Here is a 20978-nt window from a genome sequence, read left to right as displayed (position 1 = left end):
GTCACGGTGGGTGAAGCTGACAAACTGCCCTCAGTCGTTTACCCCTTGTCCCCGACGTGGATGGCCGCGATGCCGAAGGTGAGCAGGCGGTAGCGGGTGCGGAAGCCGGTGGCGTGCATGAGAGACGCCAACCGTTCTGGCTCGGGGAAGGCGAGCACGCTCTCGGGGAGGTAGGTGTACGCCCCCGCGTTGCCGCTGACGAGGGCCCCGATGCGCGGCAGGACGTAGCGGAAGTAGAGGCGGAAGATAGACCCGAAGAGGCCGGGGCGGGGCGGCGGAAACTCCAGCAGGACGAGGCGGCCTCCCGGGGTGAGGACCCGCCACATCTCGGCGAGGCCGCGCGCGTAGTCGGCGAAGTTGCGGAAGCCGAAAGCGCAGGTCACCGCGTCGAAGCTGCCGTCCGGGTAGGGGAGGTTCAGGGCGTCGCCCTCCTCCAGACGGAGTTCCAGCCCCCGCGCCCGCGCCTTCGCGCGCCCGATCTCCAGCATCTGCGGCACGAAGTCGCTGCCCACGACCTCAACTCCCGGGGCGCGGGCCCTCAGCTCCAGGGCGAAGTCCGCCGTGCCCGTCGCCACGTCGAGGATGCGCGCGGGGTTCAGGCCCAGTGCCTCGCGGGCCGCCCCGCGCCGCCAGCCCCGGTCCACGCCGAGGCTGAGAAGGCGGTTGAGCAGGTCGTAACGGGGGGCGATGGAGGCAAACATCGCCTGTACCTCGCGGCCCTTGTCGCGGGCACCGTCGCGCGGCCCGCCGTGCCGGTCGCCCACAGGGGAAGTGGAAGAGGTCATGGCAGGGATGATAGGTGGCCGAGGGCGGGACGCGTTACCTTAGCCGCCACAGGCCCGCCGCCGTGGGCCGGAACCCGCAGCCCGCGTAGAAGGCCGCCAGGTGAGGCCCGAAGTCCACGTGAAGCCAATGTGCCCCGCCTGCCCGCGCCGCGTCCGCCGCCATCCTGACGAGCCGCGTCCCTATTCCCCGCCGCCCCACCTCCGGGTGAACGGTGGTGTCGAGGAGGAAGGCGTGTGCGCCCCCGTCCCAGGCGACGTTCACGAAGCCGACGAGGCGCTTCCCGTCGTGCGCCGTCACCCAGGTCAGGCTGCGGGCGAGAACGGCGGGCCAGGCGCCCCCGTCGTCGGACTCGCCCCACGCGGCCCGGCGCAACTCCCCGAGGGCAGGAAAGTCGGGCTGAGCGCGCACCCGGTACTCGATCTGCGGCATGCGTCGCAGTGTACCGGGAGCGTGCGGCTCCTCCGGGCACGGTGAGAGAGGCCCAGTGAGAGAAAAGTGTAAGCGGTCGCTTCCTACACTGCTCCCAGGTCTGCCATGACGAATGCCGTGTACAACTTGACCGTGCGCACCCTGTCCGGCATCGTGTCCGAACGGGCCGCCGAGACGATGCTGCGGGCCGCGCTGCGCGAGCAGGGCCTCGCTCCCGAGGGCGTGAGCGCCCGGGACATGGGGCGCGTGCTCGAAGGCCCGCTGCTCGGGCGGCTCTCCAGCGTCCTGCCCGCCGCCCAGGCCCGCGCTGAACTGGGGGCGCTCGCCCGGCAGCTCGCCGGGCCGCCCGCCGGGGAGGCCACCCCCGGCGTGGAGGCGCCCGTGGCCGCCTGGGACGAGACGCTGGGCGCCGAGACCGGCAGTTGGGACGACGGCCCGCTCCTGGGGGCCGACGACTTCGAGTTCGACGATCCCGACCACACGGTCGTGCCCGGCGAGCGGGTCTACGCGCTGGGCAACCCCGGCGACCAGGACGCCCTGATCGCCCACCTGGGCCGAATGGCGGGCGTGCAGGGCGTGCTCGTGTGCCGCGCGACGGGCGAGGTGCTGCGCGAGCGTTCCCTCTCCGGCGCGGCGAACCTGGGGAGCGTGATCGCCGCGACCGCCCTGCTGTTCCAGAGACGCGCCCTGCGGCTGATGTCCGCCGACCTGGGCGGGCGAACGGTCTGCATGCGGCCCCTCGGCGCATTTTGCGTGGCGGTCGTGGCCGGGCCGCAGGTCAATGTCGGGCGGCTGCTCGCCGAGTTGCAGCTCCTGCGGGAGGCCCCATGAACCGTTTTCACCACGTCGCCGGAACCCTGGCCCTGGCCGCCGCCCTCGCGTCGGGGGCGGCGGGCGCGCAGGACCTCGGGGCCTACCGCGCCCTCGCGGGCAGCCTGGAGGCCGCTTCAAGGGCGCGTCCCGCCAGCGCCGAGCGCGCCCTGGTCCAGCTCGACCGCGCCGAGACCGCCTACGCGGGGCTCGCGCCCACCCTGCGCAATCCGCAGCTCGCGGGCGGCCTGAAAGACACCCTGGGCCACGCCCGGGGCGCCCTGGCCCGCACGCCCGCCGAGTTGCAGGCCCAGGTGCTCCTCGCCCGTGGCCTGATGCGCAAGGCCCTCTACGACCAGACCCTGACCCTCCTCGCGGGCACGCCCGGAAACGGCGCCGAGGCCGTGCGCCTCCTCGGGCGCGAGTTCGGGCTGGGCGAGACGGCGGGCGCCGCGCTCGCCCGGGACGCCGGGGCGGGGCACCCGGAGCGGGTCGCCTGGCGCCTCCAGCGGGCGGCGGCGGCCAAGGTGAGCGCGGCCCTGAAGGCCACCCGCGCCCAGCGCAGCCCCGCCGCCTACCTCGACCTCGCCCGGGCGGCGAGCTGGTTCACCGTCGTGCAGGACGCCGGGACTCCGGGAGGGTTGCAGGTCGCCGGGTTCGACGAGGCCCTGCGGCAACTGACGGCGGGCGACACGGCGGGCCTCACCGCCTCGCTCGGGTCGCTGCGCCGGGGGGCGGCGACGCTGAACTCCACGCTCGCCACCCCTCCCCGCATGACGACCCAGGCGGCCCAGCCCACCACCCAGGTCCAGGCGAAGCCCCCGGCCTCCTCCCCAGCATCCCAACCCGCCCGAACGGTCGCCCGCCCCCCGGCCCAGGGCACTCCCACCCGGGCGAGCGGGGTGGACGGCGCCTACGCGGCCCTCGGCCGGGCGCTCACGGCCGCCGGGCACGGGGACGGCGAGGGGGTGAGGGCGGCGCTGGCACGCGCGCACAAGGCTCTCTCCGCCGCCCCGGGCGCCCTGCGGAAGGCGGGCGGTTACGACGAGTTCTTAGAGCGCCTCGCCGCAGCGGGAGACCGGCGCTCCCCGCGCCCGGCGGACGTGCAGGCCCTGATCGCCGGGCTGGGCGTGCTGGAGCGCGAGGCCGCCGGGGAACGCCCCAGCCGTCTCGACGCGGCCTCGGCGGGCGTCTCGCGCTCCTTCGGCGGGGGGCTGCGGGCCGCCGTGTTCCTGGGGCTGGCGCTCCTGGCCCTCGTGCCGCTGTACCTCCTCAACCTCGCCTTCGGAGGGCGCAACCCTTCCTGGCGGGCGATCTCGGCGGGCCTCGTGCTGCTGCTGCTGCCCGTCTTCCTGGAGGGCGTCTTCGGATTCCTGGGCTGGCTGGGTGACCGCCTGGGGGTCCCGCTCCTCGCGCACGCGAGCACCCTCACCCTGTCGCAGGGCGCGTACGGGGTGCCGCTCTGGGCGCTGACGGCCGCACTCGGCCTCGGGCTGACCGCCTTCGGCTTCCGGGGGCTGTGCGTGCAGTTCGGGTTGCTCGGCGGCCCGTCGGCGCCCCGCCCCGCCCTGTCCCAGGGGCTCGACTGGGACGAGGAGCCCACATGACCCGGGCCACGCAGCCTGCCCCAACTGAACGCGGAGGCCGCACGTGACCGTCGATACCGGCCTCGCCCGCCTGCCCGCGCGGCTGCTCGGCGACCTCGTCTCGCCCCGCGCGCTCGAACGCATCGTCGGGGAGGCGGCGCAGGCCCGGGGGCTGACCCCGGCGGGGCTCGACGCCGCCGCCCTGGAGGACATCCTCAAGCGCGAGGTGTTCAAGCGCCTTCAGCTCAGCGTGCCCGCGCCCCTCGCCAAGCGGCGGGTGTCGGACGTGATCGCCGAGCTGCACAGGGCGGCGAGTGAGGGCGCCCCCCCGCCCCTGCCCGGCAGCAACCTGACGGCCCTGGAGGAGGGCGTGCGGCGCTTTTCCCTGTATTTCGACTGGCCGGAGACCCAGCGGCTGCGCGGGGTGCTGGGGGTGGCCCGCCAGGAGGAGGACGCCGGACGCGACGTGACGGCCCTCGTCCGCGAGGGGCAGGACCTGATCGGGCTGATGGAGCGCCGTCTGGAGGAGGGGCTCGTCACCCAGGCCCAGGACCTCGCGGAGCTGCGCGCCGCCTTCGCGCGGGTGCAGGGCATGGGCGGCAAGGACGTGCGCCGCCTCGACAACCTGATCGGGCAGATCGACGAGGCCCAGCGTCAGGGCACCCTCCTCCCCGCTGAGGTCGAGCGCGCCCGCACGATCACCTTCAACCTGCGCAAGCTGCTCGAATCGTCCCTGGTTCAACCCGTGACCCCGCAGGGTGCTCCCGTCGCCCCCGACCCGGACGCCCGGGCCCGGGTTCTCGCCCTCGAACAGGAGCACGCCGGGAGACTCCTCGCCGACCTGACCCGCGAGTTCGCGGCGCTGCTGCGCGCCCGCCCGGACCTGGAGGAGCGGGGCGCGGCCCTGCGCGAGGCGCACGGGGCCGGGTCGCTGGGCGCAGAGGCCGCCCTGGCCTGGCGCACCGACCTGGAGGCCGCCCGCGACGAGGCCCACGGGGTTCAGACCGCCGAACTTGCCCGCATCGAAGCCCGCCTGGCCGCCCTTCCCGAGAGCCCCGCCCTGCGCGAGGCGCGGGTGGCGCTCGATGTGGCCCGGCTCACCCTGAGCGGGGGCGGGCTGGCGGGCGACGAGCTGCGCGACCTGAACGCCACCCTGGGGGCGCTGGAGGCCACACCCGGGGACGCCGGGCACGTCCTCGCGGCTCAGCGCGAACTCGCCGAGGTCGAGCGCGCCGCCCGGGACGTGCCGGGAGCCGCCGCCGACCTCGCCCCGGGGCTCGCCGCCGCCCGCGAGGCGCTGGGCCGGGGCGCGGTGGTGGACGCCGCGCCGCTGTGGGCCATCCTGGAGCGCCGCATGGGCGAGGCTGCCCGCCAGCGCGAGGATTTCGACGCCCGCGCCGACTTTGTGATCCGCGAGTACGACACCGTGCGCGGGCTGGCGGGCGAGACCACCCAGCGCCTCGGGCGGCTGGCCGACACCCTGCGCGCCCAGCGCCGCCTGGGGCCGATGTCGCAAGACGCCCGGGGGCGCTACGCCCAGACCCTGGAGGAGGCGGAAGCCCTGCTCCACGAGGCCCACGCCGAGTACCGCGCCGCCCAGGAGGTCACGGCGACCTTCGGCGCGGACGCCCTGAGCGACCTTCTGGGGGTGTTCGACCTGGGGGCGCTGGGGGGCGAGACACCCCAGGAGGCGCCCGGTCGCCAGTCACCAGCCCCCAGCGCCGAGGCCGTCGGGGAGACCTGGACCGCCCAGGACGGCCTGCTCAAGGACGGTCCCCACGACCCGACCGCCCAGGGCATCGCGGCCCTGCTCGCCCAGGCCGCCTTCCTCGGCCTCCGGCAGGCGCAGTTCGAGGACGACCGGGGCGTGTGGGCGTGTGTCCGTCTGCCCAACGGCTCCTGGCGGTTAGCGCGCGGCCAGGACGCGGCGGCCCTCGACCGCCGGGCCGGGGCCTGGCCGACGGGCACGCACGGCTGAACCTCCCCCCGCCCGTCTGCTTTACTCGGGGGCGTGACCTCTCCCCTTCCCCTGCGGCCCGGCGAGGTGCGTCTCCTGCGCGGTGCCGAGGAACAACGCGCCCTTGGCGCCGCGCTCGCCCGCGCCCTGCCCCCCGGCGCGGTGCTCTTCCTGGAGGGTGAGCTGGGGGCGGGCAAGACCACCCTGACGGGTGGGCTGGTGGCGGCGCTGGGCTTCACCGACCCGGTGACCAGCCCGACCTACGCCCTGATGCACCCCTACCCGACGCCCCGGGGCCGGGTGCTCCACGTGGACGCCTACCGGGTGCGCGACCCCGGGGAACTCTACGAGATGGACCTCGAAGACCTGATCAATGGGAGCCGACTGAGCGTGATCGAGTGGGGTGAGGGGCTGTACGCCGACTACCCGGACGCGCTCATCCTGCGCCTGGAGCACGTCGCGGGTGAGCCGGAGGTGCGTCGGGCGGTGCGGGCGCGCTGAGGAGGGGCGACAAGTCCTAACCTTCCCTCAACCTCGGGGTCCCGGAGCCCGGGTGATCTCCTCCTGAATCGCCTCCCGGGTGGGTGAGAATGCCCCCATGTGGACCTTGGTTCTCAACTGCGGGTCGAGCAGCGTCAAGTTCGCCCTCCTCGACCCCACCTCAGGCGAGGTGCGGCTCTCGGGCCTCGCCGAGCGGCTGGGGTCGGGGGCCGCGTCGGTGCGGGTGGACCGGGGGGGCGAGCGCGTGACCCACCCTCTCCCCGGCGGCTCCTACCCGGAGGCCTTCGGGGTCCTGCTCTCCGAACTGGGCGCGCTGGGCGTGCGGGGGGACGTGGGCGCGGTCGGGCACCGGGTCGTCCACGGCGGCGAGCGGTTCAGCGCCCCGGCCCTCGTCACGCCGGAGGTCTTGGAGGCCATTCGCGCCTGCGTGCCCCTCGCGCCGCTGCACAACCCGGCCAACCTGGCGGGCATCGAGGCGGCGCGCGAGGCCTTTCCCGATCTTCCCCACGTCGCGGTGTTCGACACGGCCTTCCACCAGACCATCCCCGAGGTCGCCTACCGCTACGCCGTGCCGGAGGCGTGGTACACCCAGCACGGTGTCCGTCGTTACGGCTTCCACGGCACCAGCCACGCCTTTGTTTCGGGCGAGGCGGCGCGGATGCTGGGCCGTGACCTCTCGGACGTGAACCTCGTCACCGCCCACCTCGGCAACGGGTGCAGCGTGACCGCCGTGCGGGGCGGGCGCAGCGTGGACACCAGCATGGGCCTCACCCCGCTGGAGGGCGTCGTGATGGGCACCCGCAGCGGGGACGTGGACCCCGGCCTGCACGACTTCCTCGCCCGGCAGGCCGGCCTGAGTCTGGGGGAGATCACGGCGGCGCTGAACAAGGAGAGCGGGCTGCTGGGCTTATCCAACCTCACGAACGATATGCGCGAGCTGGAGGAGGCCGCCTCGCGCGGGCACGCGGGCGCGCGGCTCGCCGTGGACGTGTTCGTGTACCGCCTGGCAAAGACGATTGCGGGCATGAGCGTCGCGCTCGGGCGTCTGGACGGTCTGGTCTTCACGGGCGGCATCGGCGAGAACAGCGCGGGCGTGCGTGCGGCGACCCTCGGGCGGCTCGGCGTCCTGGGTTTCGAGGTGGACAAGGCGGCGAACGCTCAAGCGGTGCGCGGGCAGGCCGGCTTCATCACCACGCCGCAGAGCACCCCCGCCCTCGTCGTGAACACCAACGAGGAACTGATGATCGCGCGGGAGACGGCCCGAATCCTGCAAGGAGAACACGCGTGAAAACTCTCTTCGTCGCCCCCACCCGCAACGGCGTCGGCCTGACGAGCACCGCGCTCGGCCTCGCCCGCGCCCTGGAGCGCCAGGGCCTCAAGGTCGCCTTCCTCAAGCCCATCGCCCAGACACACGAACGGGCGACGGACGACTCGGTCCACTTCGCGCGCACGCTTGCCCACGCCGACGCGCCCGAGCCCATCCCCCTCGCCGACGCGGAGGAGCAGCTCAGCCAGGGCGGCGAGGAGGACCTGATGGAGAACGTGATCGCCCTCGCCCGTCAGGCGGCAGCGGGCGGGACGGGGGCGGCCGACGTGCTCGTCGCCGAGGGGCTGGCCCTGAACGAGCGCAACGTGTACGCGGGGGCGCTGAACGCCAGCCTCGCCCGCAACCTGGAGGCCGACGTGGTACTCGTCTCCAGCCTCGCCGGGGTGGAGCCCGCCGCCCTGGCCGACGAGCTGGAGATCGCCGCCCAGGCCTACCGCCGCTCGGACGGCTCGGGCCTCGCCGGGTACGTCCTCAACTTCGCGCCGCTGAACCTCGATTTCGGGGGCCTGCTTGCGGAGTTGCGCGCCCGCAGCCGGGTGCTGGCGGGGGGCGAACTCCCCCTGCTCGGCGTCGTCGCCCAGTCCCCGGCGCTCAGCGCCCCGCGCACCCTCGACGTGGCCCGACATCTGAAGGCGGTGGTGCTCAACGAGGGGGAGGCCACCTTGCGGCGTGTCACCAGCACGGTCGTCACCGCGCGCACCGTGCCGCGCATGGCGCACCTTTTCGGCCCCGGGGCGCTTGTCGTGACGCCCGGCGACCGCGAGGACGTGGTGATGGCGGCGGCCCTCGCGCACCTCAGCGGGGTGCCCCTCGCCGGGCTGCTCTTCACGTCGGGGAGCAGCCCGGAGGAGTCCATCGAACGCCTCTCCCGCGCGGCCCTCACGAGCACCCTCCCCGTGCTGCGCACCGAGACGAACTCGTACGAGACGGCCTCCCGCCTCTCGCGGATGGACCCGCGCGTCCCGCACGACGACCTGGAGCGGATGGAGCGCATCCTCGACTTCGTCGCCGACCGCCTCGACACCGTGCCGCTGGGCACCCGCCTGCGCTCGCCGGACGCCCAGGGAGAACGCCGCCTGCCCCCCTCCGCCTTCCGTTACGAGCTGATCCAGAAAGCCCGCGCGGCGAACAAACGGATCGTCCTGCCGGAGGGAGACGAGCCGCGCACCGTCCGCGCCGCCGTCCGCTGCCTGGAGAAGGGCATTGCCCGGCCCGTGCTCCTCGCCAAACCCGACCGGGTGCGGCAGGTGGCGGAGGGCCAGGGCCTCACCCTCCCCGACGGGCTGGAACTCCTCGACCCCGACGCCATCCGCTCGCATTACGTCGAGCCGATGGTCGAGCTGCGAAAGAGCAAGGGCCTGACCGCCCCCCAGGCGGAGGCGCAACTGGAGGACAGCGTTGTCCTGGGCACCATGATGCTCGCGCTGGGCGAGGTGGACGGGCTGGTGTCGGGGGCGGTGCACACGACCGCGAACACAGTGCGGCCCGCCCTGCAACTCATCAAGACGGCGCCGGGAGTGCGGCTCGTCTCCTCCATCTTCTTCATGCTGCTGCCCGAGCAGGTTCTGGTGTACGGGGACGCGGCGATCAACCCCAACCCGAATGCGGAGGAACTCGCCGACATCGCCATCCAGTCGGCGGACAGCGCGAAGGCCTTCGGGATCACGCCCCGGATCGCCATGCTGAGCTACTCGACGGGCGAGAGCGGCGCGGGCAAGGACGTGGAGAAGGTGCGGGTCGCGACCGGGCTCGTGCGCGAGCGCCGCCCCGACCTCCCGGTGGACGGCCCCCTCCAGTACGACGCGGCCTCGGTCCTCAGCGTGGGCCGCCAGAAGGCCCCGAACAGCCCGGTGGCGGGCCGCGCGACCGTCTTCATCTTCCCCGACCTCAACACCGGCAACACAACGTACAAGGCCGTGCAGCGTTCGGCGGGCGTCGTCGCCATCGGCCCGATGCTCCAGGGGTTGCGCAAACCCGTCAACGACCTCTCGCGCGGGGCGCTGGTGGACGACATCGTGTACACCATCGCGCTCACGGCGATTCAGGCAACCCAGGGCAGCACGGCCTGAACGCGACGCAATCTGGTCACAGGACCCGGAGGGCACGCTCAACAGGTGTGCCCCCGCGTCTTGGAAAAGTGCGTCCCCTCCATGAAGCCGCTGCATGGGACGGGAGCTTCCGGCACCACAAGCACGAGGCGAATGACCGGCTTCATACAAAACGCTTTCCCGATCTCCTGCTCTTTCGCCGTTTCCCCATCCGCCGGGACCGGAAAACCGGACAGGACCCCAGCGGGAAAGGGTTCGAGGTGATCGTCCGGGCTGCCGCTTTCTTGGCCGAGAGCCGGTCTCCTGCTTCGCGCCGTGCGTGTCGTTACTCAACGCGTCTTGACCTCTTCACGGTGTGGCTGCACGTGGCGTCATCCTTTAAGAGAACCCTCTCCCCCTTTGCCTTTACATCCCGTCTTCTTCCCCTCATAATTCAACAAAGGGGGAACACGGTATGGCCTATAAGAAACTCAGCGAACAGATGCACGAACTCGACAATGTTCAACGCAGCGACGCCTTTCTCAAGCAGTTCCGGGAGGCGGTGCGCGAAGGGAAGTTCGAGGCGACGTATCTGCCCGAGCGCTTCACGCTGCCCAAGCAGTTCAGCCGACGAGGTGGCGAGGGCACCTACCAGCGCGAGACGAAGGAGATGCTCTTCGAGGTCACGCCCGCCTTTGAAAAGTGGTTCGAGCAGACGAACAAGGATCTCGTCGCCACCCGCCGGGCGGGTACCGTGAAGCCCAGCCTGGAGGCCATCGAGTCGGGGCAGCTCGACTTCAAGGCGCTCGCGGCTGAGACCCGCAAGCGGATGCAGGCCAGCTTCGAGAAGGGGCAGACCCTGGGCAAAAGCCGCGCCAAGGCTGTCGCGGGCACGCGGTCGGGTGGAGGTGGGGGACGGCGCAAGAAGTCGGCCTGAGAGGGTGAGACGGGGGCCGGGGGCCGCGTCCGGGCTGGACGTCCCCGCCCCTTTTGTCGCCTCCCTACCTCCCCGTAAGATGACGGGTGAACATGGGCGCCCCCTCCGAGACCGTTCCCCAGCCTGATACCGCTCCCTCCACGCCCCGGCGCGGGCTGCTGCTCGTGATGACGGGCGCCTCGGGGGTGGGCAAGGGCACCCTGCGCGAACGCTGGCTCGCGGGGCAGGACGTCTTCTACTCGACCTCCTGGACGACCCGCGAGGCCCGGCCCGGCGAGCGCGACGGGGTGGATTACGTCTTCGTGACGCCCGAGGTCTTTCTGGAGAAGGTGCGGCGGGGCGGCTTCCTGGAACACGCCCAGTTCGTCGGCAACCACTACGGCACGCCGGTCGAGCCCATCGAGGCGGCGCTGGCGCGCGGGCAGGACGTGGTGCTGGAGATCGAGGTCGAGGGGGCCATGCAGGTGCGTGACCGCATGGGCGACGAGGCGATTCTCGTCTTCATCATGCCGCCCAGCCTCACCGAGCTGCGCCGCCGCCTTGTGAGCCGCGCGACCGAGACGCCCGAGCGGATCGAGAAGCGTCTTGCCCGCGCCCGCGACGAGATTACCCAGGCCCACGCCTTCCGTTACGTGATCGTGAACGACGACCTTGACCGCGCGGTGGCCGAACTCCACGCTGTCCAGCGGGCCGAGCGCGCCCGCCAGCTTCCGGAGGAGGAGTGGACGTCCCAGGACCACGCCGCCGCGCGTCTCGCCGAGACGGTGCGCAGCTCCGCGCTGACGGACGAGGACCTGAAGCGGGTGGTGGAGAGCTGACCCCACGCCCCCGCCCTATCCTGCCCGCATGACGCTGGAACTCGTGCAGGGGGACATCGGGCGGGAGCGGACGTGCGCGGTCGTGACCGCCGCGAACAAGGAACTCGCGGGCGGCGGGGGCGTGGACGGGGTGATCCACCGGGCCGCCGGACCCGAACTGTTGCGGTCCATCCGGCGGATTGGGGGCACGAAGGTGGGCACGGCGGTGATCACGCCCGCCTTCCATCTGGAGGAGCAGGGCGTGCGCTTCGTGATCCACGCCGTCGGCCCGATCTGGCGCGGGGGAACTCAGGGCGAGGCGGGACTGCTGGCGGGTGCATACCGCGAAAGCGTGCGCCTGGCCGTGGAGCACGGCTGCACCTCGGTTGCCTTCCCCGCCATCAGCACGGGCGTGTACGGCTACCCGCTGGAGGCGGCGGCGTGGGTCACCCTGCGGACCCTGCGCGAGGAACTGGCCCGCCACCCCGACCTGACGGTCCGCCTCGTGCTCCACGGGGAGGGGACGCTCAACGTGTTCCGCCGGATGCTGGAGAGGCTGGAGGAGGACACTGGGGGACAGCGACCGTAAGGAGGCGTCACGCGCCCTGTACTCCGGGTTCACGGGCGCCCGGCGCATAGGGTTGACAACCCGTGCATACCACGCTATTCTTTTGACATCACCGCCTGAGAGGCGGCTTTTTTATTGCCCGCTTTATTGCCCGCCCAGCACCGCGAGGGCCGACAACGCCGCGTCCAGCTCCACCCCGGCGGTGCGTCCCGGAGCGGCGAGGGGAGTGAGGCGCGCGATGTCGGCCCGCACCAGCTTCAACAACACCTCCGACCCCTCGCGCAGGAGGTGGGGGCCGTAACGCAGGGCGGCTTGTTCGGGAAGGTCCGCGTAGGCCGGGTCGGGGCCGTCCCGGCGCTCCAGGCGCAGTACGGGGTAGGGCCAGTGGCCGGGGATCAGACGCTCGGCCTTCAGGTGGTGGCCGTTTTCCCGCGCCCATAAGCGTAGGGTCCGGGCGGAGTCGTTCGGTTGCAGCACGAGGGCGGGCGGCAACCTCTCCCCCGCCCGGCGCAGGATGCCCGTGATCGTCCCCGCGCCCATCCCGCTCACGCTCGCGCTGTCGACCTCGCCGGGGAGGAGGGGGGCGAAGCCGTCCCCCTCGCGGACCTCGATGTGGTCGTGCAACCGGGCCCGGGCCACGTTGCGCCTCGCCAGCGCCAGGGGACCGGGGTTGAGTTCGACGACGACGCAGCGCCCCGCCCGCCCCTCCCGAATCAGGCGGATGGGGAGGTGGGCGTGGTCCGAGCCGATGTCCGCGTGTGCCTCTGCCTCCACCAGGGCGAGCACCGCTTCCAGCCGGGCGTCAAGGGCAGGGGCCAGCATCGGCTTCCCCGTGGGCGGGCAGACTGTCCCCCCCGGCCGCGAGGATCATGGCGGCGATCAGAAGCTGCCTCGTCGTGCTCTCCTCCCCCAGGTGCCGCAAGGTGTTCCCGGTGGTGACGTGCGCCGGTTGGGCGGCCGAGGTGAAGAGGGCGACGAAGGCGCGGGCGAGCGTCGGCGAGCGCGGTGGTCGGGAGGGGGGCGGAGCCACGGCACCGGGAGAGGGACTCACGGGAGGGGCCTCACCTCGTCCCCCACGCGGATGACGCCGCCTCTCAGCACCCGCGCCGTCAGGCCCCCGTGCCCGCGCACCGCGTTGTACCCGCCCGGCCCCAGCGTCTCCTCCATCCGCGAGCAGGGGTGGCACTCTCCCGTCCCCTCCAGCACGACCTCCCCGATCTGCATGCGCGCCTCCTTGAGTGCCAGAAGCGGAATGCCCGAGACGAGCAGGTTGCGCCGCAGCATCTCGGGTGTCGCCTCCTCCAGCCCTGCCAGCGCCGCGATCACGGGCAGGTGTTCGGCCTGGAGGAGGGTGACCTGCCGCCGCCCGGGGCCGCCGGGGATCGGCTGGACGGGCCGCGCGGCCCGCATGACCTCACCGGGGTCCCCGGTCAACGCCGGGACGCGGGCGGGGAGCGTCTTGCCGTGGTCCCCGAGGAGGCCGACGAGGGGGTGTGCCTCGGCTCCCGGCACGCTGAGCACGGGCCCCCGCCGCGCCTCGCGCAGGCCAATCCACTCCACCCGGCCCGGGCGGGGGAAGGTGGCGCGCAATTCGTGGATCGTCTTCACCTGGGCAGGGTAACGGGTGAGCCACACAGGAATGGGAATCAGTTGCTAGACTGGCAGGCATGAAGCGTCCGACCCGACGTTCCCCATCTGAGGAGCACTATCCGCCCCGCCGCACGGTGGGGTGAGGGTCGGCACAGCCCGAAATCCAGACCAGAGGCGGCGCACGGGAGAAGTCCAGTGCGCCGCCTCCCTTTTGTGGAGTCACCATGCAAGAAATCCGCCGAAATCTTCCCGTGGACGAACAACTCGCCATCCTCGAACGAGGCGTCGTGGACCTCGTGACGAGAGACGACCTGCGCCGCAAGCTCGAACGTAGCCGGGAGACGGGCGAGCCGCTCCGGGTCAAGCTCGGCGCCGACCCCACCCGCCCGGACCTGCACCTCGGGCACGCGGTCATTCTGCGCAAGATGCGGCAGTTTCAGGACCTCGGGCACAAGGTCATCATGCTGATCGGCGACTTCACCGCGATGATCGGCGACCCCAGCGGCAAGTCCAAGACGCGCCCGCCCCTGACGCTGGAGGAAACCCGCGCGAACGCGAGGAGCTACCTCGACCAGTGCAAACTCGTCCTGCGCGACGACCCCGAGGTGCTGGAGATTCGTTACAACGGCGAGTGGCTGGAGCCGATGGGCTACGCCGACGTGATCCGGCTGGCGAGCCGCTATACGGTGGCCCGCATTATGGAACGCGACGACTTCAAAAAACGCTTTGAAGGCGGCGTGCCCATTGCCGTGCACGAACTCCTCTACCCGCTCACCCAGGGGTACGACTCGGTGGCGCTGCGGTCGGACGTAGAACTCGGCGGCACCGACCAACTGTTCAACAACCTCGTGGGCCGCGCCCTGCAACGCGACGACGGGCAGGAGCCGCAGGTCGTGATGACGCTGCCCCTCCTCGTCGGCCTCGACGGGGTCGAGAAGATGTCCAAGAGCCTGGGCAACTACATCGGCCTGACCGACGAGCCGCACCTGATGTTCGCGGGGTTGATGAAGGTCCCCGACCCCCTGCTGGAGAACTACCTCACGCTGCTGACCGACCTTCCCCGTGAGCGGACCCTGGAACTCCTCGCCGGGCACCCCGTCGCCGCCCACCGCGAACTCGCCCGCGAGGTGGTGGCCTGGCTGCACCCCGACGCCGACCCGGGCGCCGCCGAGGCGCGCTTCCGCTCGGTGGCGAAGGGCGGCATTCCCGAGAATATCCCCACGGTGACCGTCCCCGCCTCCGAACTCAATCCCGAGGGCAAGATCAGCATGGCGCGGCTCGCCGTGCTCGCGGGCTTCGAGCCCAGCCTGGGGGCTGCGCGCAAGCTGATCCAGAACCGGGGGCTGAGGCTCGACGGCGAACCCTACCTCGAACCGCAGGGGACCCTCACCCTGGAGGGGGGCGGCGCGGTCATCCAGAAGGGCAAGGACCGCTTCGCGCGGCTCGTCCCGGGGTCCTAGCCACCCCAACCCTTCAAGGCACCTTTACGGGCCTCCTGTCAGGCCATCAGAAAAGGGGTTGGGTCCCCGGAAACCCAAAAGTTATGCACAGGACGCTGTGGATAACCCCTGAGGCTGTGGATAACGTCCTGGCGGGCATCAAGCACTGACGAGCCTGGAAGTTATCCACAGCCCGAGTGTGGAAAAGCCCGCGCCCTGTGGATAAAAACCTGACCGGCCCATCACACGGGCGTGGTGGGCTGGTCGTCTTTGATCGGTGGCCGGTCAGCGAGGCCGACCCAGCCTAGACTCGGTCGCTCAGATCCTCCTCGCGCAGCCGCTCGACGCGGAGCATGTTGGTCGTGCCGCGCACGCCGAAGGGCACGCCCGCCGTGATCACGTAGCGGTCGCCCACGTCGGCGAGGCCGCTCTTTTTCAGCTCGTCGTTGGCGATGCGGACCATGTCGTCGGTGTCGTGGGGGTCCTCGCTGAGCATGGGCACCACGCCCCAGGACAGCGCGAGCTGGTTGCGGGTCTGCTCGTTGGGGGTCAGGGCCAGGATCGCCAGCGGGGGCCGGTTCTTGGCGATGCGGGTCGCCGCGCCGCCCGTGCTGGTAAAGGTCACGATGACAGGCGTATCCAGCTTCTCGCCGATGGAGCAGGCCGCTGCGGCGATGGAGTCCTGGGCAAGCTCAGTCTCGATCACGACCTGACGCTGAAGCACCTTGTAGTGCTCGCTCCCCTCGGCCTCCCGGGCGATGCGGTCCATCATGGCGACCGCCTCGACCGGGTAGTGCCCGGCGGCCGACTCCGCACTCAGCATCACCGCGTCGGTGCCGTCGTAGATCGCGTTTGCCACGTCGGACGCCTCGGCGCGGGTGGGACGCGGCAGGTTGATCATGCTCTCCAGCATCTGGGTCGCGGTGATGACGGGTTTGCCGACCTCGCGGCATAACCGGATCAGGCGTTTCTGGATGGTGGGCACCTGCTCGGGGCGCATCTCCACGCCGAGGTCGCCGCGCGCCACCATGATGCCGTCCACCTCGCGCAGGATGTCCTCGAAGCGGTCCACCGCCTGGGGCTTCTCGATCTTCGCCATCAGCTTGGCGCGCGAGCCGAAGCGGGCGAGGTAGTGCCGGGCGAGCAGCAGGTCGTCGCGCGAGCGCACGAAGGAGAGGGCTACCCAGTCCACCCCGAGCCCCGCCCCGAACTCCATGTCCTGCACGTCCTTGTCGGAGAGGGCAGGCACGGCGAGGTCGGCCTGGGGCACGTTGATCCCCTTGTTGTTCTTCAGCACGCCCCCGATCACCACCGTGGTCTGCACGTCGTTGCCGCGCACCTGATCCACCCTCAGGTTCAGGTTGCCGTCGTCGAGGAGCAGGGTCATGCCGGGGTGAACGTCGAGCGCCAGCCCCCGGTAGGTGCTGCTCACCCGCGTCTCGTCGCCCTCCACGTCGTCCATCGTGATCGTGAACTTCTGCCCCGGCTCCAGCGTCACGGCCCCCTCGCGGAAGCGCCCCACCCGGATCTTCGGCCCCTGGAGGTCTTGCAAGATGCCCACCGTCACGCCTTTGCGCGCGGCGAGTTCCCGCACCATCTGCACCGTCTGGCGGTGGTCCTCGGGGTCACCGTGACTGAAGTTCATGCGGACCACGTTCAGGCCCGCGTCGATCATCCGCCCCAGCACCTCGGGGCTGCGGCTCGCCGGGCCGACGGTGGCGACGATTTTGGTTGCTCTGTCGAAGTGTTTCATGTTGAGTTCCTGCTTCCTGTGTGTGGGATCGTTTCCAGGGGCAGTCAGCAATCAGCGATCAGCCGTCAGCCGCTCCTGAAAGCTGATCGCTGACGGCTGACCGCTCTACCTCAGCGCCTTACGCCCCAGGTACACCGCCGAAGCCCCCAGCGCGTCCTCAATGCGCAGGAGCTGGTTGTACTTGGCGACGCGGTCGGATCGGCTGGCCGAGCCCGTCTTGATCTGCCCGGCGTTCGTGGCGACGGCGAGGTCGGCGATGAAGGTGTCCTCCGACTCGCCCGAGCGGTGGCTGATGATGGTACCGTAGCGGTTTCGCTTGGCGAGCTCTATGGCGTCCATCGACTCGGTGAGGCTGCCGATCTGGTTCACCTTCACCAGGATCGCGTTGCCCACCCCCGTCTCGATGCCGCGAGAGAGCCGCTCGGGGTTTGTCACGAAGAGGTCGTCACCGACCAGTTGCACCCGGTCGCCGATGCGCTGGGTCAGGAGTCGCCAGCCGTCCCAGTCGTCCTCCGCCAGACCGTCCTCGATGCTCACGATGGGGTAGCGCGAGGACCAGTCCGCCCAGAAGTCCACCATCTCCCCCGTCGAGAGGGTGCGGCCCTCGCTCTCCAGCACGTACTGGCCGTCCTTGTACAGCTCGGTCACGGCGGGGTCGAGCGCGATGCAGATGTCCTGGCCGGGCTCGTACCCGGCCTTCTGGATCGCTTCGAGGAGGACTTCGAGGGCCTCCTCGTTGCTCTTCAGGTCGGGGGCGAAGCCGCCCTCGTCGCCCACGTTCGTGTTGTAGCCGCGCCCGCTGAGCACCTTCTTGAGCGCGTGAAAGGTCTCGGCCCCGTAACGCAACCCCTCGCGGAAGGTCGGGGCGCCGACGGGCATCACCATGAACTCCTGGAAGTCCACCGAGTTGTCGGCGTGCGCGCCGCCGTTGATCACGTTCATCATCGGGACGGGAAGCGTCTTGGCGTTGCTGCCGCCCAGGTAGCGGTAGAGAGGGACCCCCAGCTCGTTCGCGGCGGCGCGGGCGGTGGCGAGGCTGACGGCGAGAATGGCGTTGCCGCCCAGACGGCCCTTGTTCGGGCTGCCGTCCGCTTCGAGCATCGCGGCGTCCACCGCGCCCTGCTCGGAGGCGTCGAGGCCGACTACGGCGGGGCCCAGGACCTCGTTCACGTTCTGGACGGCCTGTTGCACGCCCTTGCCACCGTAGCGGGGGCCGCCGTCACGCAGCTCCAGCGCCTCGTGGGACCCCGTGCTCGCCCCCGACGGCACGATGGCGCGCCCCGAAAAGCCGCTGTCGAGGTGGACTTCGGCCTCGACGGTCGGGTTCCCGCGCGAGTCGAGCACTTCACGGGCGATGACTTTCTCGATGTTCATGGCTTTCCCTCCCTGAGTCGAACCTGCGCTTCAAGCCTGAGCCCCCAGCCGGGTCGGGCCGGGGCGCTAGGTGTACCCGGCACACTATAAGCGGGCCCACGATCCCCGTGTCGGCGGCGGTCTAAAGCACGTCCGCATTCGGGCGGGTTCAGGTCGGAGGAAAGCTGCCGGGCAAACATGCCCCTTCTTGCCCCTGATTGGCCCCTTAAACGCGCAGCGTGACGATCACGGCCATGTACCCGCCTCCCCCGCTTCCCCGGAAGATGGCGGGGCTCGTGGAGCCCGAGAAGAGGAGTTCGGCGTCCCCCTCCACCGGACCCAGGGCGTCGAGCACGTGACGGGCGTTGAAGGCGAGGCTCATGGCGGGTTCGGGGCCACCCTGCACCACGTCCACGGTGTCCTGCGCGCGGCCGTAGTCCCCCTCGGCGGCCAGCCGCAGCTTGCCCTCGGTCACCAGGAACTCGACCCGGTTGTTCGCGTTCTTGTCGGCGAGGACGGCCACCCGGCCCACGGCCTCCTTCAAGGCGGTGGCGGGCAGGGTCACCTGAAGCTTGATGTCCTTGGGGATCACCCGCTCGTAGTCGGGAAAGTCGCCGTCGAGGAGCTTGAGGTTCATCCGCACCCGGTCGGTGGTGACGCTGAGCATCCCCTCGCCGTACGTGAAGCGTGCCTCGCCGTCCTTGAGGACCCGAATCAGTTCATCGGCGCTGCGGGCGGGCACGATCAGGCTGCGTCCGTCGCCGTTCGCCGGGAAGTCCCGGATGGCAACCCGGTAGCCGTCGGAGGCGACGACGCGGGCCCCGGTGGCGCGGTGTTCGAGTTTGATGCCCCGGAAGACCGCCTGGAACGCCTCGTTGCTCGCGGCGTAGCGCACGCTGCCGAGCGCCCGGGAAAGCTCGGCAGCGTCGAGGCTCAGGTCGGCGTGGTTCGGAAAGCTCAGCGGCGGGTAGGCGCCCAGGTCACCCGTCTGGAGCTTGAAGTCCGAGCCGCCCGCCCGCACGGCGAGTTCGGCGCCGCTCAGTTCGAGTTCGACGAGTTCCCCACCCAGGTTGCGGACGATCTGCGCGAACAGGTGCGCGGGCACCACGAAGCTCTGCGGGTCTTGCACCTCTGCAGGCACGAAGCACGAGAGGTCGATTTCGAGGTTGGTGCCGCTGAGGGTCAGGCCCGCTTCGGAAGGCTCCACCTTCAGGGAGGTCAGGAGGGGATTGCTGCTGCGACTGGGCACGACCCGTTCCAACAGGCCGAGTCCTTCACTCAGGGTCTTCTTGGTGACGTGCGCTCTCATCTTTTGGGTCTCTGGCCTCTCTCGGTTCCGGGTCTGTCTTCTTTTATCTTTTACCTGCTCTGTAGAAGATAAAAAGATAGTAGTAGTAGTAATAGGGCCTGTGGAAACTGTGGAAAACCCTATTCGGGCCGCGCTGGGCGCACGAAAGTTATCCACAGGCAGCCTGTGGAAACCTGTGGATAAGCTGTGGATAACTCCCGACTTATCCACAGGGGGCTCAGCCTGTGGATAACTGGCCGACTTTTCCACAGGGTTATCCACAGGGAAAAGCCACTTATCCACAGGTTATCCACAACCTTTTCCACAGGTCGTGAAAGTTTACACAGGTGTTTGGAACGGATTTTGGAACTTTTTCTGCTTACAGGAAAAAAAAGAATGAAATTACGCACCTATTTCCTCATCTTCCACACCTTTGATTTGGCGCCGAAGGGTGTCGAGGGCGGCCGTCAACTCCTCGTCCTTGCCCAGTTGCTCGGTGACCTTGGAGACAGCGTGCATGACCGTGGAGTGGTCACGCCCGAAGAACTGGCCGATCTCGGGGAGGGAGTGGGAGGTCAGCTCGCGAACGAGGTACATGGCGACCTGGCGCGGCACGACGACCTCGCGGACGCGGCCGGAGCCACGGATGACGTCGGGCGGCAGGTTGAAGTGGGAGGCAACCTGCCGCAGCACGTCCATCATCTCGATCTTGACCTCATGGGGCGTGAAGACGTTGCTCAGCGCCCGGGCGGCCACCGCGCGGGAGAAGGGGACGTTGTTCAGGCTGGCGAAGGCCACCACCCGCATCAGCGCACCCTCCAGCTCACGTATGTTGCTCGTGACCTGCCGGGCGATCAGTTCGAGCACCTCCTGCGGGATGTCGATGCGGTTGTGCTCGGCATTCATCTTGAGGATCGCCACCCGCGTCTCGAACTCGGGGGTCTGGATATCGGTGATCAGGCCCCACTCGAAGCGGCTGCGCAGGCGCCCCGCAAGCGTCTCGATGTCCTTGGGAGGACGGTCCGAACTCAGGATGATCTGCTTGTGGCTCTCGTAGAGCGCGTTGAAGGTGTGAAAGAACTCCTCCTGGGTGCGCTCCTTGCCCCCCAGGAACTGAATGTCGTCCACGAGCAGCAGGTCCACCGAGCGGTAGCGGTTCCGGAACTGGGTCATCCGGTCGTCGCGGATCGCGTTGATCAGGTCGTTCGTGAAGGACTCGGTGGAGACGTACTCGATGCGCTTCTCGGGGAAACGCTCGGCCATGTAGTGCCCGACCGCGTGCATCAGGTGCGTCTTGCCCAGCCCCACGTCCCCGTAAATGAAGAGGGGATTGTACGCTTTGCCGGGCGCGTCCGCGACCGCCAGGGCCGCCGCATTCGCCAGGTTGTTGTTGGGGCCCACCACGAAGTTCTCGAAGGTGTACTTCGGGTTGAGGGTCTTGCGGTTCTCGCCCGGGACCAGAATGACCGGGCTGCGCGGCGGGGGCTTGCCGCCCGGCGGCGAGGGCGGGGGCGGTGGGTCCTGCGGGAGGATCATCGCCTCCTGCACGGCGGGAAGCACCTGGAAACTCACCTGCGGGTGCTGCGCGCCGAGCGAGCGCAGGGCGTCTTCGAGCAGGCCCTGATACTGCCTGCGTACGAAGTCCTGGGCGAACGAGTTGCGCACACCCAGCACCAGCGAACCCTCCTGGACGCCCAGGTTCTTCATGGGCGCGAACCAGGTGTGGTACTCGACTTCCGTGATGTTCTTGCGGACGTACCCGAGCACGTCGGCCCAGATTTCCTGCGTGATAAGCCGCACCTCCCCCTCGAAACGAACGGGAGCCAGCAT

General features: G+C 70.4%; 19 protein-coding genes. 10 read left to right on the top strand and 9 right to left on the bottom strand.

Annotated elements, in window-relative coordinates; all coding sequences use genetic code 11:
• Nucleotides 1-38: 38 nt before the first annotated feature.
• Together ubiE and DAETH_RS00090 are read right to left on the bottom strand one after the other, a co-directional pair.
• Nucleotides 39-785 (bottom strand): bifunctional demethylmenaquinone methyltransferase/2-methoxy-6-polyprenyl-1,4-benzoquinol methylase UbiE, encoded by a 747-nt coding sequence (gene ubiE / locus DAETH_RS00095; RefSeq protein ID WP_264775941.1) that lies wholly within the window; start codon nucleotides 783-785, stop codon nucleotides 39-41.
• A gap of 34 nt (nucleotides 786-819) precedes the next feature.
• Nucleotides 820-1215: a GNAT family N-acetyltransferase gene (locus tag DAETH_RS00090; RefSeq protein ID WP_264775940.1), complete on the bottom strand. Its 396-nt coding sequence runs from the start codon at nucleotides 1213-1215 to the stop codon at nucleotides 820-822.
• Nucleotides 1216-1320: 105 nt separating this feature from the next.
• Here DAETH_RS00090 and DAETH_RS00085 point away from each other — a divergent pair, with 105 nt between their 5' ends.
• The 9 genes from DAETH_RS00085 (at nucleotide 1321) to DAETH_RS00045 (ending at nucleotide 11746) form a co-directional block, all read left to right on the top strand.
• Complete coding sequence (locus tag DAETH_RS00085; RefSeq protein ID WP_264775939.1) at nucleotides 1321-2046, top strand: roadblock/LC7 domain-containing protein; 726 nt, start codon at nucleotides 1321-1323, stop codon at nucleotides 2044-2046.
• On the top strand, nucleotides 2043-3632 hold the full coding sequence (locus DAETH_RS00080; protein WP_264775938.1) for a hypothetical protein: 1590 nt from the start codon (nucleotides 2043-2045) through the stop codon (nucleotides 3630-3632). The genes DAETH_RS00085 and DAETH_RS00080 overlap by 4 nt, the downstream gene beginning before the upstream one ends.
• A 43-nt stretch (nucleotides 3633-3675) precedes the next feature.
• Complete coding sequence (locus DAETH_RS00075; RefSeq protein WP_264775937.1) at nucleotides 3676-5589, top strand: hypothetical protein; 1914 nt, start codon at nucleotides 3676-3678, stop codon at nucleotides 5587-5589.
• 33 nt (nucleotides 5590-5622) lie between these two features.
• Nucleotides 5623-6069: a tRNA (adenosine(37)-N6)-threonylcarbamoyltransferase complex ATPase subunit type 1 TsaE gene (gene tsaE, locus DAETH_RS00070; protein ID WP_264775936.1), complete on the top strand. Its 447-nt coding sequence runs from the start codon at nucleotides 5623-5625 to the stop codon at nucleotides 6067-6069.
• Nucleotides 6070-6166: 97 nt separating this feature from the next.
• Nucleotides 6167-7357 (top strand): acetate kinase, encoded by a 1191-nt coding sequence (locus DAETH_RS00065; protein ID WP_264775935.1) that lies wholly within the window; start codon nucleotides 6167-6169, stop codon nucleotides 7355-7357.
• Nucleotides 7354-9465 (top strand): phosphate acetyltransferase, encoded by a 2112-nt coding sequence (pta, locus tag DAETH_RS00060; protein WP_264775934.1) that lies wholly within the window; start codon nucleotides 7354-7356, stop codon nucleotides 9463-9465. The genes DAETH_RS00065 and pta overlap by 4 nt, the downstream gene beginning before the upstream one ends.
• A 433-nt stretch (nucleotides 9466-9898) precedes the next feature.
• A complete protein-coding gene (locus tag DAETH_RS00055) occupies nucleotides 9899-10360 on the top strand; it encodes a hypothetical protein (RefSeq protein WP_264775933.1) in 462 nt (153 codons plus the stop codon).
• Between the two features lie 92 nt (nucleotides 10361-10452).
• A complete protein-coding gene (gene gmk, locus DAETH_RS00050; RefSeq protein WP_264775932.1) occupies nucleotides 10453-11178 on the top strand; it encodes a guanylate kinase in 726 nt (241 codons plus the stop codon).
• Nucleotides 11179-11206: 28 nt separating this feature from the next.
• Nucleotides 11207-11746 carry a macro domain-containing protein gene (locus DAETH_RS00045; RefSeq protein WP_264775931.1) on the top strand — a complete coding sequence of 180 codons (540 nt, stop codon included), beginning with the start codon at nucleotides 11207-11209 and terminating at the stop codon, nucleotides 11744-11746.
• Between the two features lie 123 nt (nucleotides 11747-11869).
• On the opposite strand, the gene DAETH_RS00040 is transcribed toward DAETH_RS00045, so the two are convergent.
• From DAETH_RS00040 to DAETH_RS00030, 3 genes are read right to left on the bottom strand one after another with little or no spacing between them, the layout of a single operon-like run.
• Complete coding sequence (locus tag DAETH_RS00040; protein ID WP_264775930.1) at nucleotides 11870-12547, bottom strand: tRNA (adenine(22)-N(1))-methyltransferase TrmK; 678 nt, start codon at nucleotides 12545-12547, stop codon at nucleotides 11870-11872.
• Nucleotides 12528-12776: a hypothetical protein gene (locus DAETH_RS00035; RefSeq protein WP_264775929.1), complete on the bottom strand. Its 249-nt coding sequence runs from the start codon at nucleotides 12774-12776 to the stop codon at nucleotides 12528-12530. The genes DAETH_RS00040 and DAETH_RS00035 overlap by 20 nt, the downstream gene beginning before the upstream one ends.
• On the bottom strand, nucleotides 12773-13333 hold the full coding sequence (locus DAETH_RS00030) for an MOSC domain-containing protein (RefSeq protein WP_264775928.1): 561 nt from the start codon (nucleotides 13331-13333) through the stop codon (nucleotides 12773-12775). Before DAETH_RS00030 ends, DAETH_RS00035 begins: the two co-directional genes overlap by 4 nt.
• Nucleotides 13334-13539: 206 nt before the next feature.
• On the opposite strand from DAETH_RS00030, the gene tyrS reads away from it, so the two are divergent.
• Nucleotides 13540-14775, top strand: a complete 1236-nt coding sequence (gene tyrS, locus DAETH_RS00025) for a tyrosine--tRNA ligase (protein ID WP_264775927.1) — start codon at nucleotides 13540-13542, stop codon at nucleotides 14773-14775.
• A gap of 283 nt (nucleotides 14776-15058) precedes the next feature.
• Here tyrS and pyk read toward each other — a convergent pair whose 3' ends face one another.
• The 4 genes from pyk to dnaA all read right to left on the bottom strand — a co-directional run bounded on the left by pyk (nucleotide 15059) and on the right by dnaA (nucleotide 20978).
• On the bottom strand, nucleotides 15059-16507 hold the full coding sequence (gene pyk / locus DAETH_RS00020) for a pyruvate kinase (protein WP_264775926.1): 1449 nt from the start codon (nucleotides 16505-16507) through the stop codon (nucleotides 15059-15061).
• Between the two features lie 105 nt (nucleotides 16508-16612).
• Complete coding sequence (gene eno / locus DAETH_RS00015; RefSeq protein ID WP_264775925.1) at nucleotides 16613-17881, bottom strand: phosphopyruvate hydratase; 1269 nt, start codon at nucleotides 17879-17881, stop codon at nucleotides 16613-16615.
• Nucleotides 17882-18086: 205 nt separating this feature from the next.
• Entirely contained in the window at nucleotides 18087-19169 is a 1083-nt protein-coding gene (gene dnaN, locus DAETH_RS00010; protein WP_264775924.1) for a DNA polymerase III subunit beta, read from the bottom strand.
• 381 nt (nucleotides 19170-19550) lie between these two features.
• Nucleotides 19551-20978: a chromosomal replication initiator protein DnaA gene (gene dnaA, locus DAETH_RS00005; RefSeq protein WP_264775923.1), complete on the bottom strand. Its 1428-nt coding sequence runs from the start codon at nucleotides 20976-20978 to the stop codon at nucleotides 19551-19553.

Source organism: Deinococcus aetherius (assembly GCF_025997855.1).
GTDB lineage: Bacteria > Deinococcota > Deinococci > Deinococcales > Deinococcaceae > Deinococcus > Deinococcus aetherius.
The sequence above is the reverse complement of the archived record's forward strand: the minus strand, read 5'-3'. Positions and strand labels throughout refer to the sequence as shown.

Coding starts and splice junctions, on each gene's coding strand:
- DAETH_RS00085 (WP_264775939.1), top strand. CDS start 1,321: ATGACGAATGCCGTGTACAACTTGACCGTGCGCACCCTGTCCGGCATC.
- dnaN (WP_264775924.1), bottom strand. CDS start 19,169: ATGAGAGCGCACGTCACCAAGAAGACCCTGAGTGAAGGACTCGGCCTG.
- ubiE (WP_264775941.1), bottom strand. CDS start 785: ATGACCTCTTCCACTTCCCCTGTGGGCGACCGGCACGGCGGGCCGCGC.
- DAETH_RS00090 (WP_264775940.1), bottom strand. CDS start 1,215: ATGCCGCAGATCGAGTACCGGGTGCGCGCTCAGCCCGACTTTCCTGCC.
- tyrS (WP_264775927.1), top strand. CDS start 13,540: ATGCAAGAAATCCGCCGAAATCTTCCCGTGGACGAACAACTCGCCATC.
- DAETH_RS00055 (WP_264775933.1), top strand. CDS start 9,899: ATGGCCTATAAGAAACTCAGCGAACAGATGCACGAACTCGACAATGTT.
- eno (WP_264775925.1), bottom strand. CDS start 17,881: ATGAACATCGAGAAAGTCATCGCCCGTGAAGTGCTCGACTCGCGCGGG.
- pyk (WP_264775926.1), bottom strand. CDS start 16,507: ATGAAACACTTCGACAGAGCAACCAAAATCGTCGCCACCGTCGGCCCG.
- DAETH_RS00045 (WP_264775931.1), top strand. CDS start 11,207: ATGACGCTGGAACTCGTGCAGGGGGACATCGGGCGGGAGCGGACGTGC.
- dnaA (WP_264775923.1), bottom strand. CDS start 20,978: ATGCTGGCTCCCGTTCGTTTCGAGGGGGAGGTGCGGCTTATCACGCAG.
- DAETH_RS00040 (WP_264775930.1), bottom strand. CDS start 12,547: ATGCTGGCCCCTGCCCTTGACGCCCGGCTGGAAGCGGTGCTCGCCCTG.
- gmk (WP_264775932.1), top strand. CDS start 10,453: ATGGGCGCCCCCTCCGAGACCGTTCCCCAGCCTGATACCGCTCCCTCC.
- DAETH_RS00080 (WP_264775938.1), top strand. CDS start 2,043: ATGAACCGTTTTCACCACGTCGCCGGAACCCTGGCCCTGGCCGCCGCC.
- DAETH_RS00065 (WP_264775935.1), top strand. CDS start 6,167: ATGTGGACCTTGGTTCTCAACTGCGGGTCGAGCAGCGTCAAGTTCGCC.